Consider the following 20662-nt stretch of genomic DNA (forward strand, 5'->3'; position numbering starts at 1 on the left):
TTTCGTGGATTGCGGGGGTGTTTTCGCTGGAACCGGAAGCAGAATCGTTTACCGGGGAACTGTTTTGTCACTTTGGCAAATAACTGTGGTCGTAGTTGCGTAGATAGTGAGGGACTGCCGTCGCGAGGACGGCAGTCCCAGGTTCCTACCGGCGGCCGGCGGCGGTCACGATGGCCGCGACCGCCGGGGTGGTGGCGAATTCGTCGTCAGCCAGGACCGTGTTGCCGGTCAGCGTGACCGCGTCGGGGGCTTTGCCGGGGTCGGCGTCCCAGAAGTTGCCGATGAACGAGACATTGTCCAGCGGCGGTGAGACTTCCAGGACCACAGGCTTGTCGTTGCGGTGGATGACGTTGTCCTGCACCGTGATCCAGGCGGCGCCGTAGTCGGTGTAGAGCGCGAAGTTGTAGTGCGTGATGGTGTCGCGGACGACGTTGCCGCGCACCAGGGCGCCGTCGGCGGAGGATGTGCCCTGCGGGCCGGCGAGGTAGATGCCGCCGCCGTCGGCCAGGACCTGCATTGTGTTGTGCACCAGGTTGTTCAGGACCTGGGTGCCGGTGCCGCTGTAGACGACGATGCCGGCGTGCGGGACGTCGTGGACCTCGTTGTGCGCGATGACGGCGTTCGTGGTGCCGGACACCAGGATCGCGGGTGAACCATGGTAGTCCAGGCCGATCCGGTGGATGTGGTTGTCCTCCACGCGGCAGTCCCGTGCCGCGCCGCCGATGACCAGGCCACCGCCGGACACTTCGGTGACAGTGCTGTCCCGCACGGTGTTCGCGTCGCTCGTGCCCTGGAATTCCAGGGCGACCCCGCCCAGGCGGGTGAATTGACACCCCTCGAAGGTGATCCGCGCGGAGTCGGTGAAGACGATATTGCCGGGCATGGTCGCCGCATCGGCGGGGACTTTCACCGAGCCGGCGCCCTCGCCGAATTCGACGGTGATGATCTCGCCGCCGGTGTAGTGGCCGTTGCCGTGGTAGTGCAGGAATCCTTCCGCGGAACTGGGCTGTTGCCAGGTGGCGTCGGCGAACGTGATGCCGCGGAACACGATGTCCTGGACGTTTTCGCCGCGTACCAGGATTTCCAGGACCGGCGCGATGACGTCGGACAGATCCTCGCCGGGTAAAGGCAAGTAGTGCAGGACGTCCCCGCTCAGCGCGAATGTGCCCGGGGTGAGGAATGCCGGGCTGTTCTCCGCCGACGTCGGATTGTCCACACCGTAGACGGTGTCCGGGCCTAGCCAGCCGAGCACCGCGCGGTAGAGCTCCAGGGCCCGGCCGAACGCGGGCTGGGCCATCGTCAGTGTCCCGCCGGAGTTCCCGGTGGCGGGGATGCGTGCCTCCGACCAGGGGTAGACGCCCCGGTAGACCAGCTCCACGTCGCCGTCCCACGCCGGAGCGCCGTCATAGCCGGTGTCGGTCCTGGTCATCTTCTCGGTCAGGTCCACCGAGGCGCGTGCGGCACGGCGTCCCGAGACGTACAGCTGACGGAATGCCAGCCCCGCTACATCTGCCGTGCGAACACCTTCCCCTCCCCCGTTCCACTCCGTGATCCGGCGGCCGCCGCTGATCACGACCTCTTCACCCTCGTAGGCCTGATACGTCACGCCTGAGTCCTCGGCGCGCAGCACGAACGGTTCCGTCAGCCGGTATGTGCCGCCGCGGAGGTTGACCACCGCGCCGGGTTCCGCCTCGGCACGAGCCCGTTCCACCGTGGCGAACGGCTGCTCCCGCGTGCCGGGACCCGAGTCGTCGCCGACGGGCGACACGAACAATTTCACGATCTTCCTCCTAGTGTATGGCGTACACTCATGGTATACATCATATACAGGGTTGGAGGTCAAGATGCCGGATCCGGAGCGCAGTACCGAACTGCTCTGGGGGACAACAGCCAAGCGCGCGCTCAACCTCGAGGTGATCGTGCGAACCGCGATCGGGCTGGCCGACACCGAGGGCCTGCAGGCGGTGTCAATGCGGCGCGTCGCGGAGAAGCTCGGCTTCACCACCATGTCGCTGTACCGGCACGTCCCGGGCAAGGCCGAGCTCGTCGAACTGATGCGTGACGCCGCCATGGCCGACCAGACCCAGCCGGGCGACTGGCCGGACTGGCGGGCCGAGCTGGCGGCGTGGGCTCGCGCCGGCCTGGCCCGGTACCGGAGGCATCCCTGGCTGATCGAGTCGGCCGGGCCTCGTACCGTCCCGGGCCCGAACGCGGTCGCGATCTTCGAGCAGGCCCTGGCCGGGGCCCGGCGGGCCGGCCTGCCGCCCGCGCAGATCGTCGGTGTGGTGACGTTGCTGGGCGGATTCGTCGAAAGCGCCGCGCGCCAGGTCGTGCAGACCACCGAGGCGGAACAGCGGTCGGGTGTCACTCACGACGAGTGGTGGGGTGCCCGCGACTCCCTCTATCAGCACCTCGACCAGTACCCGACCCTGAGTTGGATCTACCAGCAAGGCGGTTACGACAAGCCGCTGGACCCGTTCGAGTTCGGCCTGGAGCGGGTTCTGGACAGCATCGCCGCCCTCATTCGTGATGAAAAGCGTGATGAAAGTTCGTGCCGGGTGTGCGGCAAGCCGGTGGAGGTCACCGGCAAGGGCAGGCCTCGCGACTACTGCTCCCGCGCCTGCCAGCAGCGCGCCTATCGCATGAAAAGGAGCTAGGCCGTCAGGTCGCAGGGCGGGTAGTGCTGTGACACGCGGTGTTCGGTGGTGTTGATGTAGTCGTGCAGGACATCGCGGGTGCGTGTCAGCGTGTCGATGTGGTCTTCGAGTCCTTGCAGGCGTGCCCGCAGGGTGTCCAGGAGTTCGGGGCAGGGTTCCAGGTCGGGGCCTGTGCCGGTGGCGCAGGGCAGCAGGAACGCGATTTCCTGGGTCGAGAGCCCGGCTTCGAGCAGCTTCCTGATCTGGGTCACGGTCACCAGCGCGTCGTCGTGGTACTCGCGATAGCCGTTGGCACCACGCCCGGGTTCGAGCAGGCCCTGCGACTCGTAGTAGCGCAGCTGGTGTGTGTGCACGCCGGTGCGGCGGCTGAGTTCCCCGATCAGCATGACGACTTCCCCTTGACCTTCATACCGGTGTGAAGGTCGATGATTCTGCCATGATCACCAACCCACCTGTGACCGTGCTCGGCCTGGGGCTGATGGGCCAGGCGCTGGCCGGGACGTTCCTGCGCGCCGGGCACCCCACGACCGTATGGAATCGCACGGCATCCAAGGCCGAACACCTTGTCGCCCAAGGCGCGACGCTCGCCGGCTCCCCCGCCGAGGCTGTCGCGGCCAGCCCGCTCGTGGTCGTCTGCGTCTCGGACTACGCCGCTGTGCACGAACTTCTCGACCCGTTGGTCCTGGACGGCAAGGTGGTGGTCAACCTCACTTCGGGCACGACACAGACCGCCCGTGAGACCGCGGCATGGGCGGCGCAACGCGGTGTCACCTACCTCGACGGCGCGATCATGGCCATCCCTCAGGCGATCGGCACGGCGGACGCTGTCGTTCTGTACAGCGGACCGCGGTCGGCTTTCGACTCGTACGAGCCGGTCTTGAAGAGCCTTGCCGCGGCGACGACGTATCTCGGTGACGACCATGGCCTGTCTTCGCTGTACGACGTGGCGTTGCTGGGCCTGATGTGGAGTGTTCTGAACGGTTTCTTGCAGGGCGCGGCCCTCGTCGGCGCCGCGGGTGTGGACGCCTCGGTGTTCGAGCCGTTCGCTCGCAACCTGATCGGGACCGTGGGCGACTGGTTGCCGCCGTACGCCAAGCAGATCGACGACGGCACGTACCCGGCCTACGACTCCACTATCGACACTCATCTCGGCGCGATGGATCACCTCATCGACGAGAGCGAGTCACTCGGTGTCAATCCCGACCTGCCGCGGTTGATCAAGGCGGTGGCCGACCGTGCTGTGGCGGCCGGGCATGGCGGCCACGGCTACGCGGCGATGATCGAGCAGTTCCGTAAGTCCCCGGGAGAGTGATCGTGTTCGATCCGCATACGCTGCTGTCCGAAAGCCGGCTGGGCGTGCTGGCGACCATCAAGTCGGACGGTCTGCCGCAACTGTCGCCGGTCATGCCTTTCTACGACCGGACGGCCGGTGTCCTCTACGTGTCGATGACCGAGGGCCGGGCCAAGACGGCGAACCTTCGCCGGGATCCGCGGGCCGCGCTCGAGGTCACCAGTGCCGACGGCTGGTCGTGGGCCACCGCCGAAGGCCCGGTGAGGCTCACCGGCCCCGGAACCGACCCGCATGGCTCGGAGGTCGAGGCGCTGGTGCACTACTACCGCGCCGCCGCCGGGGAGCACCCGGACTGGGAGGAGTACCGATCGGTGATGGTGTCCGATCGCCGGGTGCTCATGGTGATGACGGTCGAGCGCGTGTACGGCGCCGAGGTCCGCTGAGACCGGTCAGGCTTTTCCGGTCGTGCCGCCGACGACCGCGTCACCGGCGTTCTTGCGGCCGGTCTTCTTGGGTTTCGGTGGCACGATGCTGGCCAGTTCGCCGCCGTTGTCGTTGGTTCGCAGCACGAATGGCCGTGTGTCGGTGTAGCGCACGACCGACACCGAGCATGGGTCCACCACGATTCGCTGGAACGAGTCGAGGTGCTGGCCCAGTGCGTCGGCGAGGATGGCTTTGATCACGTCGCCGTGGCTGCAGGCCACCCAGACCGCGCCGGGACCGTGCTCCGCGGTGATGCGTGCGTCGTGCGCGCGGATCGCGGCGACCGCGCGGGCCTGTACGGCGGCGAGGCCTTCACCGCCGGGGAAGACCGCTGCGGACGGGTGTTGCTGCACGACCTTCCACAGTTCTTCTTTGCCCAGGGTGTTGAGCTTGCGGCCGGTCCACTCGCCGTAGTCCACCTCGGACAGCCGGGCGTCGGTGACCACGGGGATCTCTTTCGTCGCGGCCAGCGGCGCGACCGTCTGCTTGCAGCGCAACAGCGGTGAGGCGACGATGCCCGCCAGCGGCACGTCGGTGAGACGCTCCACGAGTTTGGCGGCCTGCTTGACCCCTGAGTCGTCCAGCGACACCTTCGGGGTGCGCCCGGCGAGCACGCCCGAGCCGTTGGCCGTGGAGCGTGCGTGCCGTAAGAGGATCACTGTCGCCATGATCCTGAGCCTACTTAGGTCGCCGGGATGGTGTTCGTGGCCAGCAGCGCCATCAGCACGACGCCGAGCACGATGCGGTACCAGACGAATGCCGAGAAGGTGTGTCGCGAGACGTACCGCAGCAGCCACGCGATGGTCGCGTAGCCCACAACGAACGCGATCACCGTGGCGACGATCATCTGGGCGGTCGAGGCGTGCGGTCCCGGGCCGGTCTTGTCCATCACGTCCGGGATGCTGAACAGGCCCGCGCCGAACACCGCCGGGATGGCCAGCAGGAACGAGTAGTCCGTCGCGGACTTGCGGTCCAGGCCGAGGAACAGGCCCGCGGTGAGCGTGCCGCCCGAGCGCGACACCCCGGGGATCAGGGCCATGGCCTGGGCCAGGCCCATCGTGATGCTGTCCTTGAGGGTGAGGTCGGCCCGGGCCTGCTTGCCGATCTCGTCGGCCACCGCCAGCACCACCGCGAAGACGATCATGACTGTGGCGGTGATCCACAGGTTACGCAGCGAGGTGCGGATCTCGTCCTTGAACACCACGCCGAGCAACGCGATCGGCGTCGAGCCGATGATCACGTACCAGGCCATCCGGTAGTCGTCGGTCCGCCGGACCGCGGCGCTGAAGAAGCCCTTGAACCAGGCGCCGAGAAGGACCCCGATCTTCTTGGCGTAGTAGATCAGCACCGCCAGTTCGGTGCCCAGCTGGGTGACGGCGGTGAACGAGGCACCCGCGTCCGTCCCCCAGCCGAGTGTGGAAACCACCCGAAGGTGTGCCGAGGAGGAGATCGGCAGGAACTCGGTCAGTCCTTGGACCAGTCCGAGCACGATCGCCTGCATCCAGTCCAAGCCGCCACTCCTGCCGCGTGAAGATCAAATCCGGGTGTTCCGGCAAGAATCTTGGCCTACCGCCACAGCGGGGCCCTTACCCGGCCCCGGTGATCGCCAGCCCTTAGGCTCAGGCGCCGTGGAGTATCGACACCTGGGCCGCAGCGGCCTGCGGGTGTCCCGGATGGCCCTGGGCACGATGACCTGGGGCCGGGACACCGAAGCCGAGGAGGCAGCCAGCCAGCTGTCGGCGTTCGTGGACGCCGGCGGCACCCTTGTGGACACCGCGGACGTGTACACCGATGGCGAGAGCGAGCGCATCCTCGGCGGCCTGCTGGGCGACCTGGTGCCGCGCGACGAGGTGATCGTGGCCACGAAGGCCGTCGCACGCCGGACCGAGGGCCCGTTCGGTGGCGGGGCGTCGCGGGGTGCGTTGCTGTCCGCGCTGGACGGTTCGCTGCGCAGGCTGTGTGTCGACCACATCGATCTGTGGCAGCTGCACGCCTGGGACGATTCGGTCCCGCTCGACGAGACGCTCGGGGCGCTGGACGTGGCTGTGCGCAGCGGCAAGGTGCGCTACACGGGTGTGTCGAACTATTCGGGCTGGCAGCTGGCGACCGCGTCGTCGATGCAGCTGATGTCGCCCGGGGCCACGCCCATCGTGAGCACTCAGGTGGAGTATTCGCTGGCCGAGCGGGGTATCGAGCGTGAGGTCGTGCCCGCCGCGGAGCATCACGGCATCGGGATCCTGCCGTGGGCGCCGCTGGGGCGTGGCGTGCTGACCGGCAAGTACCGCACGAGCACGCCCGCGGACTCGCGCGGCGCGTCTGCGCACTTCGCGCCGTATGTGGAGCATCACAGGACCGAGCGTGCGGCGCGGATCGTGCAGGCGGTCTCCACGGCCGCGGACGGGCTGGGGACCTCGCCGCTGGCCGTGGCGCTGGCCTGGGTACGCGACCGGCCTGGGGTGATCGCGCCGGTGGTGGGTGCCAGGGACACCGGGCAGCTGGCCGGTTCACTGGCTGCGGAAGACTTGACCCTGCCCGCGGCCATCCGGGCCGCGCTGGACGACATCAGCGGCATCGAACTCGGCTACCCGGAGCAACGGCTGGGGTGAAAGCACCCGGTTAGTGCGTGACCTAGGGGCGCGAATCGGGGATGCTGGGTGAACGGGACGTAACACGTGGAGGTTGCTGTTGCATCGGCTGGTAGCCGTGGTGGCTGGCGCGAGCCTGCTTGCCGGGTGTTCTTCGACCGCGGAGCCGCGCGACGAGCTACAGGTCACCGACACGGTGACGGCCGCGGGCCCGGCCACGTCCCCCGCGGAGTCCAAGCCCGCCGGGACCGTCGTCCCGCTCCCGGACAAGATCACCGCGATCGCGGCCGTCGTCCAGGCCAAACAGCTCGCCCTAGCGACAACCGGCCCTGAGCTGCGGTTGCTGAGCCTCGTCGACCCGGCCGCGGCGCCCAGGACGGTCTCGCTGCCTGGGCCGGCCACCGCGCTGACCGTGTTGCCCGACGGTGTGCTCGCGTCGGTGGCCTCGACGAAACAGCTGGTCAAGGTGTCCTTGCCGGCCGGGACCACCTCGGTCCAGACGGTCGACGGTGTGCCTGGCGCCGCCCTGCAGGAGGGCGACACGACGCTCGTGCCGCTCAGCGACCGCAAGGCCGTGGACGTCGTGCAGGCAGGCAAGACGCAGAAGCAGATCTCCGGCAGCATGTTCAGCGCCGACCAGGTCCTCACCGCCGGTGGCAACACGGTCGTGCTCGACCGGCTGCGCACCGCGGTGTTCGACCTCAACCTCGGCGAGGGCAAAGTCGGCGCCGGGCAGCGCGCCGGGCAGGGCGCGACGAACGCGACGACCGACCGTTTCGGCCGTGTCCTGGTCACCGACACGCGCGGTGGCGCGTTGCTGGCGTTCTCGACCGGCCCGATCCTGCTCAAACAGCGCTACCCCGTCCCGGGAGCGCCCTATGGCATCGCGTACGACCCCAAGCGTGACCTGGCGTGGGTCACCCTGACCGAGCGAAACGAGGTGATCGGCTACAACGTCGCCGGTGGTGAGCCGACCGAGAAATACCGGTTCCCCACCGTCGTTCAACCGAATTCGGTGACCGTCGACCCGGATAGCGGGCGGGTGTTCGTCGCGTCCGCGACCGGTGGAGGAGTTCAGGTGATGCAGCCGTGAACGATGGGGTGGTTGAAGGGGATTGGGAGTACCGGCCGCTGAAGTTGCCCCCGGGGGTGTCCCGGGTGACCGCGGCGGTCCAGCTGTCGATCCAGGCAGAGTTCGCAGGCTGGGAGTTGTCCCGGGTACGGCTGTACTCGGACGGCACCCGCAGGGTGGTACTACGCCGGAGGCGCCCCCGCGCCGGCGTGCCAGGACTGATGATCTAGCCGCCCAGCGGCGGATACAGTCCTCCCAACCCCGGCATCCGCTCGCCGGGGCGGTTTCCGCGCGAGCACAGTCGGTAGGCAGATCCCTGGATACACCGAACACCCCGTGGCCCTAGAGTTGGGCCCACCTGTCAGGTCTTGTTTGGGGGTTTCAGGTGAGTGAATCAGGTGGGTGGTCCGCACCCGACGACCAGTCGGACAGACCGCAGGACCCGGCGCCGCAGCAGCAGCCGTATCCCGCGGCACCGCCACCGCCGATGTACTACGGCCCGCAGCAGGCGCCGAAACCCGGCGTGATCCCGCTGCGCCCCTTGGGGCTGGGCGAGATCCTCGACGGGGCGGTCACCACCATGCGGACCTACCCCAAGCAGATGCTGGGCATCTCGGTGCTGATCTCGGCGGTCACCAACCTGCTGGTCTACGGCATCACGATCTTCCTGGTCACCCAGACCACGGTGTTCACCCCGGACTTCACCTCAGGCATGGACCAGGCCGACCGTGACCTGGAACTGCTGCGGATCTCGCTGCTGGTGAGCATCCCCGGGCTGATCATCGGCATCCTGGCCGGAATGATCCTCAACGGGCTGCTCACCGTCGTGATGGGCAAGGCCGTGCTCGGCCAGCCGATCACCGTCAGCGAGGCCTGGGGACATGTCCGGCCCCGCTTCGGTGCCCTGGTCGCGGTCAGCCTGCTTTACACACTGCTCGTCACGGCGGGCGCGATCGTGTTCGTCATCCCGGGTGTGTGGCTCTACATCCTGTTCAGCCTGGCCAGCACCGCGTTGATCCTTGAAGGCGCACCCGTCGGCCGGTCGATGACACGCTCCCGTGTGCTGATGCGCGACGCGTGGTGGCGCACGTTCGGGATCCTGTTGCTCACCGCGCTGCTGACGTTCCTGCTGAGCCTGATCATCAGCCTGCCGTTCTCGCTGATCAACGGCGACCTCAGCTCGGTCACCGGCCTGGACCCGCAGTACGAGACGGCGTACCTGCTCACCACGATCGGCACGATCATCACCCAGGCCATCACGCTGCCGCTGACCTCCGGCGTGACCACGCTGATCTACATCGACCGGCGGATGCGCCGGGAAGGCATGGACATCGAACTCGCCCGCCAGGCCGGCATGACCCCGCCGCAGCCTCCCCCGCCGCCGTACCCGGGCGGGCCCGCCCCGCAGTCCTGGTGAGCGACATCCCGGTCGACATCGGCCGCGACCAGGCCCGGGACGCCGCGCTGCGGGAACTGTCCGACCCGGCCTACCGGGACGCCGAGCCGTCGTGGTTCACCCAGGCGGTGCGCTGGGTGCTGCAACGCCTCAGCGACCTGTTCGACAGCGTCGGATCCGTGGTGCCCGGCGGGTTGTGGAGCATCGTGGCCCTGATGGTGGTGCTGCTGGGCATCGCCATCGGGGTACGGCTCAAGGTCGGCAAGCTCGCCCGCACCACGAGCGCGACAGTGTTCGGCGACCGCGTCCTGACCGCGGCCGATCACCGTCGAGCCGCGGAAACCGCCGCAGCGCAAGGAGATCTCGCCGAAGCCGTACGGGAACGGTTCCGTGCGATCGTCCGCGGGCTGGAGGAACGTCACGTGCTCGACCCGCGCTCCGGCCGGACCGTCGACGAAGCCGCCAGCGAGGCCGGCCGCTGGCTTCCCGAGCACGCCGACGCGTTGCGCGCGTCAGCCCGCTTGTTCGACGACGTCTGGTATGGCGGCCACCCGGCCACCGCGGCGGGATATCAGAGCCTGGTGGACCTCGATCTGGCGCTGGACGGCGCCCGCCGATGAGCACGTCCGTCTCCCCCGACGCCCGGCGGATCTGGGCCGCCGCCCGCGGCCCGCTGATCATCGGGGTGATCGTGCTCGCCACGGTGATCGTGATGTCGCTGTTCCGCGACAGCCCCAGCCTGGACGCCCTCGACCCGGACTCGGTCGCCCCGACGGGAAGCCGTGCCGTGGCAAGGCTGCTCACCGCCCAAGGCGTCCAGATCCACCCCGTGGACACCGCCCAGGCCGCCGGTGAAGCCCTCGACGGCGGCGCCACACTGCTGATCACCCAGCCGAACTGGGTCAACCCGGTCCGGCTGAACCAACTGCGCGACCAGGCCCGCACGGTCGTCGCCATCGCACCGCAGGGAGACGCCGTCGGCGCCCTCATCCCGGGTGTCGACAGTGCGGCCAGTGTCCCGACCGGCACCCGCGAACCAGGATGTTCCCTGCCCGCGGCCCGCGCCGCCGGAGCCGCACGCATCGGCGGAATCACCTACTCCGACGAGTTCTCGTGCTACGACGGCACCCTGGTCGCGCGGTCCCAGACAATCCTGCTCGGCGGCGCCGCGCCGCTGTCCAACGAGACCCTCGCCGAGGAAGGCAATGCCGCACTGGCGTTGCGCCTGCTCGGACAGCACCAGCGCCTGGTCTGGTACCGGCCGTCACTGGCCGACCCGGCCCGCGACGGCGGCCAACAGTCCTTCTACGACCTGATCCCGCCGGGCTGGAAGTTCGGCCTCGGCCAGGTCGTGATCGCGATCCTGCTGTTCATGCTGTGGCGCGGCCGCAGACTCGGCCCGGTGGTCACCGAGCCGCTGCCGGTCGTGGTCCGTGCCGCCGAGACAGCCGAGGGCCGCGCCCGGCTCTACCGCCGCGCCGGCGCGACCGACCACGCCGCCGACGCACTGCGACGCTCCGCCATCAACCGGCTGATCCCGTTGCTGGGCTTGACCTCCGACGCCACGCCCGAAGCCGTCGCGGACGCTGTCGCAGCCCACACCGGCCGCGACGCCCGTATGGTCCTTTGTGGACCTCCGCCCGGCACGGAACAGGCATTGGTCGACCTGGCCGGGGACCTGGACCGGCTGACTGATGAAATAGGTCCACTGTGAGGGGGAACGGATGACGGACGAGTCCCGTGCGGCGCTGATCGCACTGCGCAGCGAAGTGGGCAAGGCGGTCGTCGGCAACGACGCCGCGGTCACCGGGCTGATCATCGCACTGCTGTGCCGCGGGCACGTACTCATCGAAGGCGTTCCCGGCGTGGCCAAGACACTGCTGGTACGCGCGCTCGCCGGGGCACTGGACCTCAAGTGCACCCGCGTGCAGTTCACCCCCGACCTGATGCCCGGCGACGTGACCGGCTCGGTCGTCTACGACCCGCACAAAGCCGACTTCGTCTTCCGCGAAGGACCGGTGTTCACCAGCCTGCTGATCGCCGACGAGATCAACCGCACGCCCCCGAAGACACAGTCGGCGCTGCTGGAGGCCATGGAAGAACGCCAGGTCTCCATCGACGGCACGCCACGGCCACTGCCCGACCCGTTCATCGTGATCGCCACCCAGAACCCCGTCGAATACGAGGGCACATACCCCCTGCCGGAAGCCCAGCTCGACCGATTCCTGCTCAAACTGACCATGCCCACACCGTCGCGCGACGACGAAGTGGGCATCCTGACCCGCCATGCCGCCGGGTTCGACCCACGCGACCTCGCCGGCGCCGGGATCCAGCCGGTCGCGGGCAAGGCCGACCTGGACGCCGGACGCGCCGCGGTCCGCGCATTGACCGTGCACGAGCAGGTTCTCGGATACATCGTGGACATCTGCCGCGCCACCCGGAACTCCCCCGCGGTACGCCTGGGCGTGTCACCGCGTGGCGCGACCGCGCTGCTCGCCGCCGCACGAGCCTGGGCCTGGCTGTCCGGCCGCGAATACGTCACACCCGACGACGTCAAAGCGTTGGCCCGGCCTGCCTTGCGTCACCGCCTCGAACTACGGCCCGAAGCCGAACTCGAAGGCGCCACGACCGACGGGGTACTGGACGGCGTGCTCGCAGCCGTGCCGGTCCCCCGCTGAGACCATGGCCGTCACCGGCCGCGCCGGCCTGCTCGCGTTGCTCGGCGCGCTCGTCGTCGGGTTCCTGATCCCCTCATGGACCGGGATCGCAGTGGTCACCGGCGTGGTCCTGCTCGCGATCGTGGCAGACCTCGCGCTGGCCGGACCCGTCCAGGCGTTGACGTTCACGCGCGGCGGCGACCGGATGGTCCGTCTCGGCGAACCCGCCTCGGTAACGCTGACGATCACCAATCCCGGACCAGGCCGGGTCCGTGGACTGCTGCGCGACGCCTGGCCACCCAGCGCTGGCGCAGAAGACCGGCATACCATCGATATCCGGGCACGCGGACAGCAAACCGTCACCACTGCCCTGACTCCCAGCAGGCGCGGCGACCGGATGGCCCACCGCGTCACGGTTCGAGCGTTCGGCCCGCTGGGATTGGCTGCACGGCAAGGCTCTCACGCCATTCCATGGACCGTGCGCGTACTGCCGCCGTTCACCAGCCGACGACATCTGCCGGCCCGGCTGGCACGACTGCGTGACCTCGACGGCAGGCTACGCACACTCGCCCGCGGCCAAGGCACCGAATTCGACTCCCTGCGCACCTACGTCGCCGGCGACGACGTCCGCTCGATCGACTGGCGCGCGACAGCCCGCTCCACCGACGTGATGATCCGGACCTGGCGGCCCGAACGGGACCGGCACGTCATGATCGTCCTGGACACCGGCCGCACATCCGCCGGACGCGTCGGCGACATCCCCCGCCTGGACGCCGCCATGGACGCGGCCCTGCTGCTGGCCGCACTGGCATCCCGCGCCGGCGACCGCGTCGACCTGTTCGCCTACGACCGGCAGGTCCGCACCAGCGTGCAAGGCTCCGCCGACCTGCTGCCCGCACTGGTCAACGGCATGGCCACCCTCGAACCCGCCCTGGTCGAATCGGACGCCTCCGGGATGGTCGCGGAAATCCTGCGCCGGTCACGCAGGCGCTCCCTCGTGGTCCTGCTGACCGGCCTGGACCCGGACCCCCTGGAGCAAGGCCTGCTGCCAGTCCTGCAGATGCTGACCTCACGACACCTCGTACTGCTCGCCAGCGTCGCCGACCCACGCATCGCGGAAATGGCCGCAGCCCGCGGCGACGCCGAAGCCGTGTACGACGCCGCCGCGGCAGCACGAACCCTGCAGGAACGCCAGCACGTCGCCGCCGTCCTACGGCGCCGGGGCGTGGAGATCGTCGACGCGACACCCGACGAACTCGCCCCGGCACTGTCGGACGCCTACCTGGCGTTGAAGGCCGCCGGACGCCTTTAGGGCATGTCCCTAGGCCTGCGCGGCCTGGGCGATCGTCTCCGCGATCGGCGTGGTCGGACGCCCGATGAGCCGCGAGAGGTCACCCGAGGTCCCGGCCAGCTTGCCACGGTTGATCGCGTCGTCCACGTCCACCAGCAGATCCGCGAAACCCTCCGGGATCCCCAGGGACACAAGCAGCTGCTTGTTCTCGGCCGGCGGCAGGTACTGGTGGGTGACCGGCTTGCCGGTCTGCTGGGTGATCTCGTCGGCGAACTCCTTGAACGTCCACGCGACATCCCCGCTGAGCTCGTAGGCCTTGTTCACGTGCCCGTCCCCGGTCAGCACAACCGCGGCCGCAGCGGCGAAGTCCTCACGGGTCGCGGTGGCGATCCTGCCGTCAGGGGTGACACCGTTGACGATCTCGCCGCGCTGCACGATCCCCGCGAAGTCCTGGAAGTACATCTCGGAATACCAGCCGTTACGCAGGAACGTGTACGGCAGACCAGAATCGAGAATCAGCTGCTCCGTCGCACGGTGGTCGGCGGCCAGCACGAAATCCGCCTCAGGACCACCCAGCACACTGGTGTACGCCAGCTGCGCGACACCGGCGGCCTTCGCCGCGTCGATCACCACGCCATGCTGCGCGGCCCGCCTGCCGACATCCGTCCCCGAGATCAGCAGCACCCGATCCCCCGCCTGGAACGCACCCGCGAACGTCTCAGGATTGTCATAGTCGGCCACATGCAAGGCGACACCCAGACCGACGCCCTTGTCGAGGCTGCGCACAACAGCCCTGATATCGGCCGCCGGCACGCCGGACTCCAGCAGATCCGCGATGACCAGCCGGCCGAGCAGGCCGTTCGCCCCGGTGACAACGATGCTCATAGGATCCTTTGCTCCCTGTGTCGATTCACTCCGCGTGCTCACCCTAGGGGTGGTACTAACTCGGCGAAAGTACCCACTTTGAAGTAAGGTGCACGCATGGCCAGCAGGGAAATCACCGAGTTCAAGCCAGACGTCACCCAGCCCCAATGCCCCTCACGCGCCGTGCTCGAACACGTCACCAGCCGCTGGGGCGTACTGGTCCTCGCGTGCCTGCTGGAGCGCTCATACCGGTTCAGCGAACTACGCCGCAGAATCGGCGGCGTCAGCGAGAAAATGCTCGCCCAGACACTGCAGACCCTCGAACGCGACGGATTCGTCAACCGCGACGCCAAACCGGTCATCCCACCACGCGTCGACTACTCACTGACCCCGCTGGGACAAGAAGTCGCCGAACAGGTGTGGGCACTGACCAAATGGGTGGAGAACAAACTGGGCAACGTGCTCGAAGCACGCGACACCTACGACGAAACGCACACAGCCCAAGCAGGTTAAGCCGAAACCGGCAACGAATCACCCGCATATCGTGCGTCGATATCACCCGTCTCGCCAGCCGACGCCGCCCGACGACCCAGAACGAACACATACGACAAGAACAACGCCTCAGCCACCACCCCGATGCCGACACGCGCCCACGTCGGCCAGCCCGACGGCGTCACAAACGCCTCGATCACCCCGGCCACCGCCAGCACACACGCCAACCCGAGCACCACGACCACCACAGAACGGCCCTGCTGAGCCAAAGCCTGCGCCCGCGACTGTCCACGTGGGTCGATCACCGTCCACCCCAGACGCAACCCGGTACCCGCCGCGACGAACACCGCCGTCAACTCCAGCAACCCATGCGGCGAGATCAACCCGAAGAACACCTCACCCCGGCCCGCCGCGAACATCAGACCCGCGGAAAGCGCCACATTCGCCGCGTTCATCCACAACATCACGACCACCGGCACACCGAACAGCACACCCAGCATCACGCAACCCGCGGCCACCCACGCGTTGTTCGTCCACACCTGCGCCGCGAACGAACTCGCCGGGCCACTCGAGTAATAGGTCTCGAAACTACCGCCCGGCCTGGTCAACTCCTTGATCTCCTCCGGCGCGGCGATGTTGCCCTGCACATCAGGGCTGCCCGCGATCCACGCCGCCACCAGACCCGACACCGCGATGAACACCAACGCGGTCGGCACCCACCAACGCCACCCCAGATACAGCACCGCAGGCAACCGCCGCGAAAAGAACAACCCCACCTCACGCCAAGCCGGACTGTGCGTCCCCGTGATCGCCGACCGCGCCTGCGTCACCAACGCCGACAACCGCGCCACCAAAGCCGGATCCGGCACCTCGGTCCGCACGATCGACAAATGCGTCGCGACCCGCTGATACAGCCGGACAAGCTCATCGGCCTCCGGACCGCGCACCGAACCGGACCGCCGCACCAGCTCCGTCAGCCGATCCCACTCCGCGCGATGCGCAGCAACGAACACATCGATGTCCACACCCCGTACTATTCCGCATTGATCAGGGGGGTAGATCACGATGTCCGATCTCGTCAGCGGCGAGGCAGTGCTGCTCGAACTGCGCGTGGCCAAACTCGCCAGCCGCGGCCTCGCCTTCGCCCTGGACGTCCTCATCCAGGCAATCACCCTGCTACTGGCGTTCCTGCTCATCGTGCCCGGCGACGCCATCGGCTTCGACAGCGCGCTCGCCGCCACAGTCACCCTGGTCGTCATCGTGCTCGTACTGGTCGGCTACCCCACCACCGCCGAAACCCTCACCCGCGGCCGCACGATCGGCAAAGCCGCCCTCGGGCTACGCACCGTACGCACCGACGGCGGGCCGATCCGCTTCCGGCACGCCATTGTCCGGGCACTCGCCGGTTTCTTCGTGGACTTCTGGGGATTGGGCCTGCTCGGCGTGGTCGCCGTCGTCGTGTCACTGTCGTCCAAGAACGGCCAACGAGTGGGCGACCTGCTCGCAGGCACGTTCGTCGTACGGGAACGCGTCCCGCAACAACAGGTCGCCGGGCCCGTCTACATGCCGCCGCCGCTTGCCGGATGGGCCGCGACCCAACAGGTTTCCGCACTGCCCAACGACCTGGCACTGGCCGTCCGCCAATACCTCGGCCGGGTCCACCAACTCACCCACGACGCCGCAGCATCCCTTGGCTACCGCCTGGCAGGCGAAGTCAGCGCACACCTCGGCACCCCGATACCGCCGAACGTCCCGATCCCGGCCTACCTGGCAGCCGTACTGGCCGAACGCCGCAACCGCGAAGAAGGCCGCCACCCACAGATCCCTCCTCAACCGCCGGTTGAGGAGGCGTTCCCGACCACACCACCATCGGACGGCCCGTTCGCGCCGCCCAGCTAGCTACTTGGGGGTTTCTAGCGTGACTGACAAGCCCACCCGCAGACTCGTTCTCAAGGGCGCCGCACTCGGCGCCCTGGCAGTGCCGTTGCGTGTCTTCACCGCCGAAGCCGCAGCGGCCCCCGCCGCCGACGGGATCTTCGGCTACGGCGTGGCCAGTGGTGACCCGACCGGCGATGCCGTGATCATCTGGACCAGAGCCACTCCCCCGCCCGCCGGCGGCCGGATCGCCACTCCTGGCAGCGGCCTCGGCCGGCCGGTGTGCGTGCACTGGGAAGTCGCGCGGGACAGCGACTTCCGGCACATGGTCAAGCGCGGCACGGTGTACACCAACGCATCCACCGACCACACGGTCAAAGTCGACGTCACCGGCCTGCAGCCGTACACCCGCTACTTCTACCGATTCCACGCCGAAGGCGAGACAAGCCCGGTCGGCCGCACCCAGACCGCACCCGACGAAGCCGGCCACCTGCACGCGCTGCGATTCGGCCTGGTCTCCTGCAGCAACTACACCGGCGGGTACTTCTCGGCCTACCGGGCGCTGGGCCAGCGCGACGACCTGGACTTCGTGCTGCACCTCGGCGACTACCTCTACGAGTACGGCAACGGAGCCGACCGGTCCGGGCCGCCCGAGCTGATCGGCGTCCGCGACCACATCCCGCCGACCGAGATCCTCACCCTGACCGACTACCGCCTGCGGCACGCCCTGCACAAAGCCGACCCGGACGCGGCTCTCGCGCACCGCCGGCACCCGTGGATCACGATCTTCGACGACCACGAGGTCGCCGACAACGCATGGGACTCAGGCGCCGGAAACCATACTGACGCCACTGAAGGCAGCTTCGCCGCCCGACGCCGCGACGCCTACCGCGCGTACCTGGAGTGGATGCCGTTCCGGCTGCCCGAGCAGCGCGTCGTCCCGCACCAGGGAACCCGGTTCTTCCGCAAGTTCACCTTCGGGCCGTTGGGCGACCTGTCGGTGATCGAGACACGCCAGAACCGCAGCGCCCAGGTCAACCTGCCGCCGTTCTCCACCAGCGGCGGCGGCCTGATCCCGCTGGGCGTCAACCCGGCTGCCGACGCCCAGCTGGCAGACCCCGCCCGGCACCTGCTCGAACCGGAACAGCTGACCTGGCTGAAGAACAACACAGCCGACGCGCGGCCGTGGCACCTGATCGGCAACCAGGTCGTCCTCGGCCCGCTGCGCTTCCCAGGCGCGGCGGTCGGCGTCCCGCCCGAGCTGACCCTGATCAACTCCGACCAGTGGGACGGATATCAGGCCGACCAGTCAGCCCTGCTCACCCACCTCGCCGCCCAGGCCTCCGACACGGTCGTGCTCACCGGCGACATCCACTCGTCCTGGGCCATCGACCTGCCGAACTCGGCCGGCGTCGAGTTCGTGACACCGTCGGTCACCAGCGACGGTTTCTACGAAATCGTCCGCGGCCGGCTGCCGGCCGGCACTCCTCCGGAGGCCCTCGTCACCGCCACGCGTGTGCTTGAGGGAGCGTTGCGCGCGGCCAACCCGAACGTGAAGTTCCTCGACGGCGTCGGGCACGGGTACACGTTGATCGACGTCACGCCCGAGCGAGTGCAGGCGGACTACCACCACACTCCGCTCCCGACCAGCGCGATGCCCAACCCGGTCGCGGTTCAGACAACCACGACGGCCTACCTGCGGAGCTGGCAGACCCTCGCCGGGTCCCGCAAGGTCACCGCCGCCACAGGCCCCGTCGGCGCCCGGTCCGACAACCCCGCCTGAACGAACTCCCGCCCAGACCAGTTCGGTCTGGGCGGGTTTCAGGTATTTTCGTCACATGGATTATGGACGGTATCTATAGTCATGATTGAAGTGCCGGGACCTCCAGCGTGAGGTGCGCGGACAAGGCGCGGAGGAAGTCCGGCGCGTCGAAGACCGCACCGGCGGAGACGACGCCGGTGGCCTTGGTCCGACCGGTGAGGATGCGGTCGACGGCCTCCACCGCGAGCGGCGCTGTGATGGCGTAGATGTCCTGGCCGGTGGCGACCACGCGGCGTTCCGTACCACCTGATCGGACGACGACGTCGACGACGAAGGTCTGCGCGGAGCGACCGCTCTCGTCGACGGCGGTCGGCGCTGCGGCGTCAGGAGCGAACAGGTCCGCAGCCGCCTTGGCGGCCATGTAGGTACGCACCTCCGGGACATCCAGGTGGCTGGGAACGGTGATGACATCGGCCATGGTGAACTCGTCGATGACGCTCTGCTTGCCGAGTGGCGCGGGGAAGGACCACTCCAGAGTCGGCAGGGCGTCGGTGTGGTACTCCAACTGCCCGCCGGTGAAGCGGACACGGCGGCCGCCCCGCCGCTCCCCCGAGACCACACCCGAGGCAACCGTTCCAGCGGTGGGGTGCCAACTGCTCAGGCCGTAGGCGACGTGCACCTCGTCCGCCGCGGTCCAGTCGCCCATCACGGTGGTGACCAACAGGTCGCCGAGACCGCCGTAGAACGCCATCGCCGGGACCACCACGGTCCCCGCATCGCGGGCACGCTCCGCGAAGTGTGTGAACGTGTCGTGGTTCGCCTCGAGCTCGGCGGCTACATCGACATACGGGATGCCAGCACGTAGTGCCGCCTCGATCAGCGGAGCGGCAGTCGAGGCGAACGGCCCCGCGCAGTTGATCACGATGTCGGCACCGTCCAGCGCGCGATCGAGCGACGCCGGGTCACCGACCGATGCCTGCCGGACCTCTCCCAGTTCGGCCATCGTCTCCAGCTTGGCCTGGTCGCGACCGAGCAGCAGCGGGGCGTATCCACGCTCGCGCAGTTCCGCCACAACGAACCGCCCGGTGTGCCCGTAAGCGCCGAACACTGCCACGTTCCGACCCGATCCCATTTCCTGCTCCCACGTTCTTGAAGTGATCAACTGGGAGAATCATGTCGCCGTTGATCGACCGGCACCAGTGTCCGGAACGACACGACCCGTACACTTTCCGACATGCGTTTTGTCGCGGTCGCCGCCACCGACGGGATGCTGCATTTCGAGCTGGCCCTGGCCTACGAGGTCTTCGGCTCCCGTCCCGATGCCGTGTCAGGACCCTGGTACGACGTCAAGGTGTGCGGCACGCAAGCCGTCCGGGTCGGCCGGTTCCTGGTGGAGCCGGACTGCGGGCTGGACCGGCTGGCCGACGCCGGCACCGTGATCGTTCCCGCTTTGGCTGACGTCGACGAGGACCCGCCGGCCGATCTGGTCGAGGCGGTACGTGCGGCCCACGAGGCCGGCGCACGCGTGGTCTCCCTGTGCACAGGCGTGTTCGTACTCGCCGCCGCCGGCCTGCTGGACGGGCTGCGCGCCACCACGCACTGGGCCCACACCGAGCAACTGGCCGCGCGCTATCCCCGCGTGGAGGTCGACCCAGACGTGCTCTACGTCGACAACGGCACTGTGCTCACGTCCGCGGGCAAGGCCGCAGCGATGGACCTGTGCCTGCATCTGGTCCGTCGCGACTACGGCTCGGCGGTCGCCAACGTCGCCGCCCGCCGCTTGGTCGTGCCGCCCCACCGGGCCGGTGGCCAGGCCCAGTTCGTCACCACACCAGTGCCCGAACAGGACGGCCATCCCCTGGCCGACCTGCTCCCCTGGGTCATGCTGCGGCTGGACCAGCCACTCACCGTCGAGGACCTGGCCCGCCAGGCGAACATGAGCTCACGTCACCTGGCCCGCCACTTCCGGTCAGTCACCGGCACCACTCCCCTGCAATGGCTGCTGACACAACGAATCCGCCGCGCCCAGGAACTGCTGGAGTCCACAGACGACAGCATCGACCTGATCGCCTCGGCCGCGGGTATGGGCACAGCGACAACACTGCGCCGCCACTTCCACCGCACAATCGGCGTACCGCCCGACGCCTACCGCCGGACGTTCCGAGCGTGAGGCCTACGGATCAGGTCCGATATATTCCGCCCGTGTCAGGACGCTCGCGAACTGCCTCGGCCTCCCT

22 protein-coding genes are annotated in these 20662 nt (G+C 68.5%); 15 read left to right on the forward strand and 7 right to left on the reverse strand.

Annotation, left to right across the window (positions count from 1 at the left end):
* Positions 1-145 precede the first annotated feature (145 nt).
* The gene (locus tag JOF56_RS39665) at positions 146-1780 is read right to left on the reverse strand and encodes a right-handed parallel beta-helix repeat-containing protein (protein ID WP_209644545.1); all 1635 of its coding nucleotides are present in this window, start codon (positions 1778-1780) and stop codon (positions 146-148) included.
* A 64-nt stretch (positions 1781-1844) separates the two neighbouring features.
* Between JOF56_RS39665 and JOF56_RS39670 the strand changes: the two genes are divergently transcribed.
* Positions 1845-2657, forward strand: coding sequence for a TetR/AcrR family transcriptional regulator (locus tag JOF56_RS39670; RefSeq protein WP_209644546.1), 813 nt, complete (start codon positions 1845-1847; stop codon positions 2655-2657).
* Here the strand turns inward: JOF56_RS39670 and JOF56_RS39675 are convergent.
* The gene (locus tag JOF56_RS39675; protein WP_209644547.1) at positions 2654-3043 is read right to left on the reverse strand and encodes a MerR family transcriptional regulator; all 390 of its coding nucleotides are present in this window, start codon (positions 3041-3043) and stop codon (positions 2654-2656) included. The two genes, JOF56_RS39670 and JOF56_RS39675, sit on opposite strands and share 4 nt — an antisense overlap.
* Before the next feature lie 50 nt (positions 3044-3093).
* Between JOF56_RS39675 and JOF56_RS39680 the strand changes: the two genes are divergently transcribed.
* Positions 3094-3969, forward strand: a complete 876-nt coding sequence (locus JOF56_RS39680) for an NAD(P)-dependent oxidoreductase (RefSeq protein WP_209644548.1) — start codon at positions 3094-3096, stop codon at positions 3967-3969.
* Entirely contained in the window at positions 3969-4391 is a 423-nt protein-coding gene (locus tag JOF56_RS39685) for a PPOX class F420-dependent oxidoreductase (protein ID WP_209648750.1), read from the forward strand. The genes JOF56_RS39680 and JOF56_RS39685 overlap by 1 nt, the downstream gene beginning before the upstream one ends.
* A gap of 6 nt (positions 4392-4397) precedes the next feature.
* Here JOF56_RS39685 and JOF56_RS39690 read toward each other — a convergent pair whose 3' ends face one another.
* Complete coding sequence (locus JOF56_RS39690) at positions 4398-5099, reverse strand: histidine phosphatase family protein (RefSeq protein ID WP_209644549.1); 702 nt, start codon at positions 5097-5099, stop codon at positions 4398-4400.
* Between the two features lie 14 nt (positions 5100-5113).
* Positions 5114-5941 (reverse strand): undecaprenyl-diphosphate phosphatase, encoded by an 828-nt coding sequence (locus JOF56_RS39695; protein WP_209644550.1) that lies wholly within the window; start codon positions 5939-5941, stop codon positions 5114-5116.
* A 118-nt stretch (positions 5942-6059) separates the two neighbouring features.
* On the opposite strand from JOF56_RS39695, the gene JOF56_RS39700 reads away from it, so the two are divergent.
* The 8 genes from JOF56_RS39700 (at position 6060) to JOF56_RS39735 (ending at position 13453) form a co-directional block, all read left to right on the forward strand.
* A complete protein-coding gene (locus JOF56_RS39700; protein WP_209644551.1) occupies positions 6060-7037 on the forward strand; it encodes an aldo/keto reductase in 978 nt (325 codons plus the stop codon).
* A gap of 79 nt (positions 7038-7116) precedes the next feature.
* Entirely contained in the window at positions 7117-8109 is a 993-nt protein-coding gene (locus JOF56_RS39705; protein ID WP_245378563.1) for a YncE family protein, read from the forward strand.
* A complete protein-coding gene (locus JOF56_RS39710; protein ID WP_209644553.1) occupies positions 8106-8318 on the forward strand; it encodes a DUF5703 family protein in 213 nt (70 codons plus the stop codon). The genes JOF56_RS39705 and JOF56_RS39710 overlap by 4 nt, the downstream gene beginning before the upstream one ends.
* 155 nt (positions 8319-8473) lie before the next feature.
* Complete coding sequence (locus tag JOF56_RS39715; RefSeq protein WP_209644554.1) at positions 8474-9505, forward strand: YciC family protein; 1032 nt, start codon at positions 8474-8476, stop codon at positions 9503-9505.
* On the forward strand, positions 9502-10104 hold the full coding sequence (locus JOF56_RS39720) for a DUF4129 domain-containing protein (RefSeq protein ID WP_307855463.1): 603 nt from the start codon (positions 9502-9504) through the stop codon (positions 10102-10104). The genes JOF56_RS39715 and JOF56_RS39720 overlap by 4 nt, the downstream gene beginning before the upstream one ends.
* Positions 10101-11198 carry a DUF4350 domain-containing protein gene (locus tag JOF56_RS39725; RefSeq protein ID WP_209644555.1) on the forward strand — a complete coding sequence of 366 codons (1098 nt, stop codon included), beginning with the start codon at positions 10101-10103 and terminating at the stop codon, positions 11196-11198. The genes JOF56_RS39720 and JOF56_RS39725 overlap by 4 nt, the downstream gene beginning before the upstream one ends.
* Before the next feature lie 10 nt (positions 11199-11208).
* A complete protein-coding gene (locus JOF56_RS39730; protein WP_209644557.1) occupies positions 11209-12162 on the forward strand; it encodes an AAA family ATPase in 954 nt (317 codons plus the stop codon).
* Between the two features lie 4 nt (positions 12163-12166).
* Entirely contained in the window at positions 12167-13453 is a 1287-nt protein-coding gene (locus JOF56_RS39735) for a DUF58 domain-containing protein (protein ID WP_209644559.1), read from the forward strand.
* Between the two features lie 9 nt (positions 13454-13462).
* Here the strand turns inward: JOF56_RS39735 and JOF56_RS39740 are convergent, their stop codons facing one another.
* The gene (locus tag JOF56_RS39740) at positions 13463-14317 is read right to left on the reverse strand and encodes an SDR family oxidoreductase (RefSeq protein WP_209644561.1); all 855 of its coding nucleotides are present in this window, start codon (positions 14315-14317) and stop codon (positions 13463-13465) included.
* A 96-nt stretch (positions 14318-14413) separates the two neighbouring features.
* Here JOF56_RS39740 and JOF56_RS39745 point away from each other — a divergent pair, with 96 nt between their 5' ends.
* Entirely contained in the window at positions 14414-14809 is a 396-nt protein-coding gene (locus JOF56_RS39745; RefSeq protein WP_209644563.1) for a winged helix-turn-helix transcriptional regulator, read from the forward strand.
* On the opposite strand, the gene JOF56_RS39750 is transcribed toward JOF56_RS39745, so the two are convergent.
* The gene (locus JOF56_RS39750) at positions 14806-15813 is read right to left on the reverse strand and encodes a stage II sporulation protein M (protein ID WP_209644564.1); all 1008 of its coding nucleotides are present in this window, start codon (positions 15811-15813) and stop codon (positions 14806-14808) included. The two genes, JOF56_RS39745 and JOF56_RS39750, sit on opposite strands and share 4 nt — an antisense overlap.
* Before the next feature lie 40 nt (positions 15814-15853).
* Between JOF56_RS39750 and JOF56_RS39755 the strand changes: the two genes are divergently transcribed.
* Both JOF56_RS39755 and JOF56_RS39760 read left to right on the forward strand, forming a co-directional pair.
* Positions 15854-16687 (forward strand): RDD family protein, encoded by an 834-nt coding sequence (locus tag JOF56_RS39755; protein WP_209644566.1) that lies wholly within the window; start codon positions 15854-15856, stop codon positions 16685-16687.
* A 19-nt stretch (positions 16688-16706) separates the two neighbouring features.
* A complete protein-coding gene (locus JOF56_RS39760) occupies positions 16707-18446 on the forward strand; it encodes an alkaline phosphatase D family protein (protein ID WP_209644571.1) in 1740 nt (579 codons plus the stop codon).
* 79 nt (positions 18447-18525) lie between these two features.
* On the opposite strand, the gene JOF56_RS39765 is transcribed toward JOF56_RS39760, so the two are convergent.
* Complete coding sequence (locus JOF56_RS39765; RefSeq protein WP_209644574.1) at positions 18526-19557, reverse strand: saccharopine dehydrogenase family protein; 1032 nt, start codon at positions 19555-19557, stop codon at positions 18526-18528.
* A 102-nt stretch (positions 19558-19659) separates the two neighbouring features.
* Between JOF56_RS39765 and JOF56_RS39770 the strand changes: the two genes are divergently transcribed.
* Positions 19660-20595 carry a helix-turn-helix domain-containing protein gene (locus JOF56_RS39770; RefSeq protein ID WP_209644576.1) on the forward strand — a complete coding sequence of 312 codons (936 nt, stop codon included), beginning with the start codon at positions 19660-19662 and terminating at the stop codon, positions 20593-20595.
* Positions 20596-20662: the final 67 nt, after the last annotated feature.

Source organism: Kibdelosporangium banguiense, assembly GCF_017876405.1.
Classification (GTDB): Bacteria; Actinomycetota; Actinomycetes; order Mycobacteriales; family Pseudonocardiaceae; genus Kibdelosporangium; species Kibdelosporangium banguiense.

Bases quoted from the DNA above. Each gene is read 5' to 3' on its own strand.
- JOF56_RS39670 (WP_209644546.1), top strand. From the start codon at position 1,845: ATGCCGGATCCGGAGCGCAGTACCGAACTGCTCTGGGGGACAACAGCC.
- JOF56_RS39675 (WP_209644547.1), bottom strand. From the start codon at position 3,043: ATGCTGATCGGGGAACTCAGCCGCCGCACCGGCGTGCACACACACCAG.
- JOF56_RS39680 (WP_209644548.1), top strand. From the start codon at position 3,094: ATGATCACCAACCCACCTGTGACCGTGCTCGGCCTGGGGCTGATGGGC.
- JOF56_RS39690 (WP_209644549.1), bottom strand. From the start codon at position 5,099: ATGGCGACAGTGATCCTCTTACGGCACGCACGCTCCACGGCCAACGGC.
- JOF56_RS39725 (WP_209644555.1), top strand. From the start codon at position 10,101: ATGAGCACGTCCGTCTCCCCCGACGCCCGGCGGATCTGGGCCGCCGCC.
- JOF56_RS39730 (WP_209644557.1), top strand. From the start codon at position 11,209: ATGACGGACGAGTCCCGTGCGGCGCTGATCGCACTGCGCAGCGAAGTG.
- JOF56_RS39735 (WP_209644559.1), top strand. From the start codon at position 12,167: ATGGCCGTCACCGGCCGCGCCGGCCTGCTCGCGTTGCTCGGCGCGCTC.
- JOF56_RS39740 (WP_209644561.1), bottom strand. From the start codon at position 14,317: ATGAGCATCGTTGTCACCGGGGCGAACGGCCTGCTCGGCCGGCTGGTC.
- JOF56_RS39745 (WP_209644563.1), top strand. From the start codon at position 14,414: ATGGCCAGCAGGGAAATCACCGAGTTCAAGCCAGACGTCACCCAGCCC.
- JOF56_RS39755 (WP_209644566.1), top strand. From the start codon at position 15,854: ATGTCCGATCTCGTCAGCGGCGAGGCAGTGCTGCTCGAACTGCGCGTG.
- JOF56_RS39765 (WP_209644574.1), bottom strand. From the start codon at position 19,557: ATGGGATCGGGTCGGAACGTGGCAGTGTTCGGCGCTTACGGGCACACC.
- JOF56_RS39770 (WP_209644576.1), top strand. From the start codon at position 19,660: ATGCGTTTTGTCGCGGTCGCCGCCACCGACGGGATGCTGCATTTCGAG.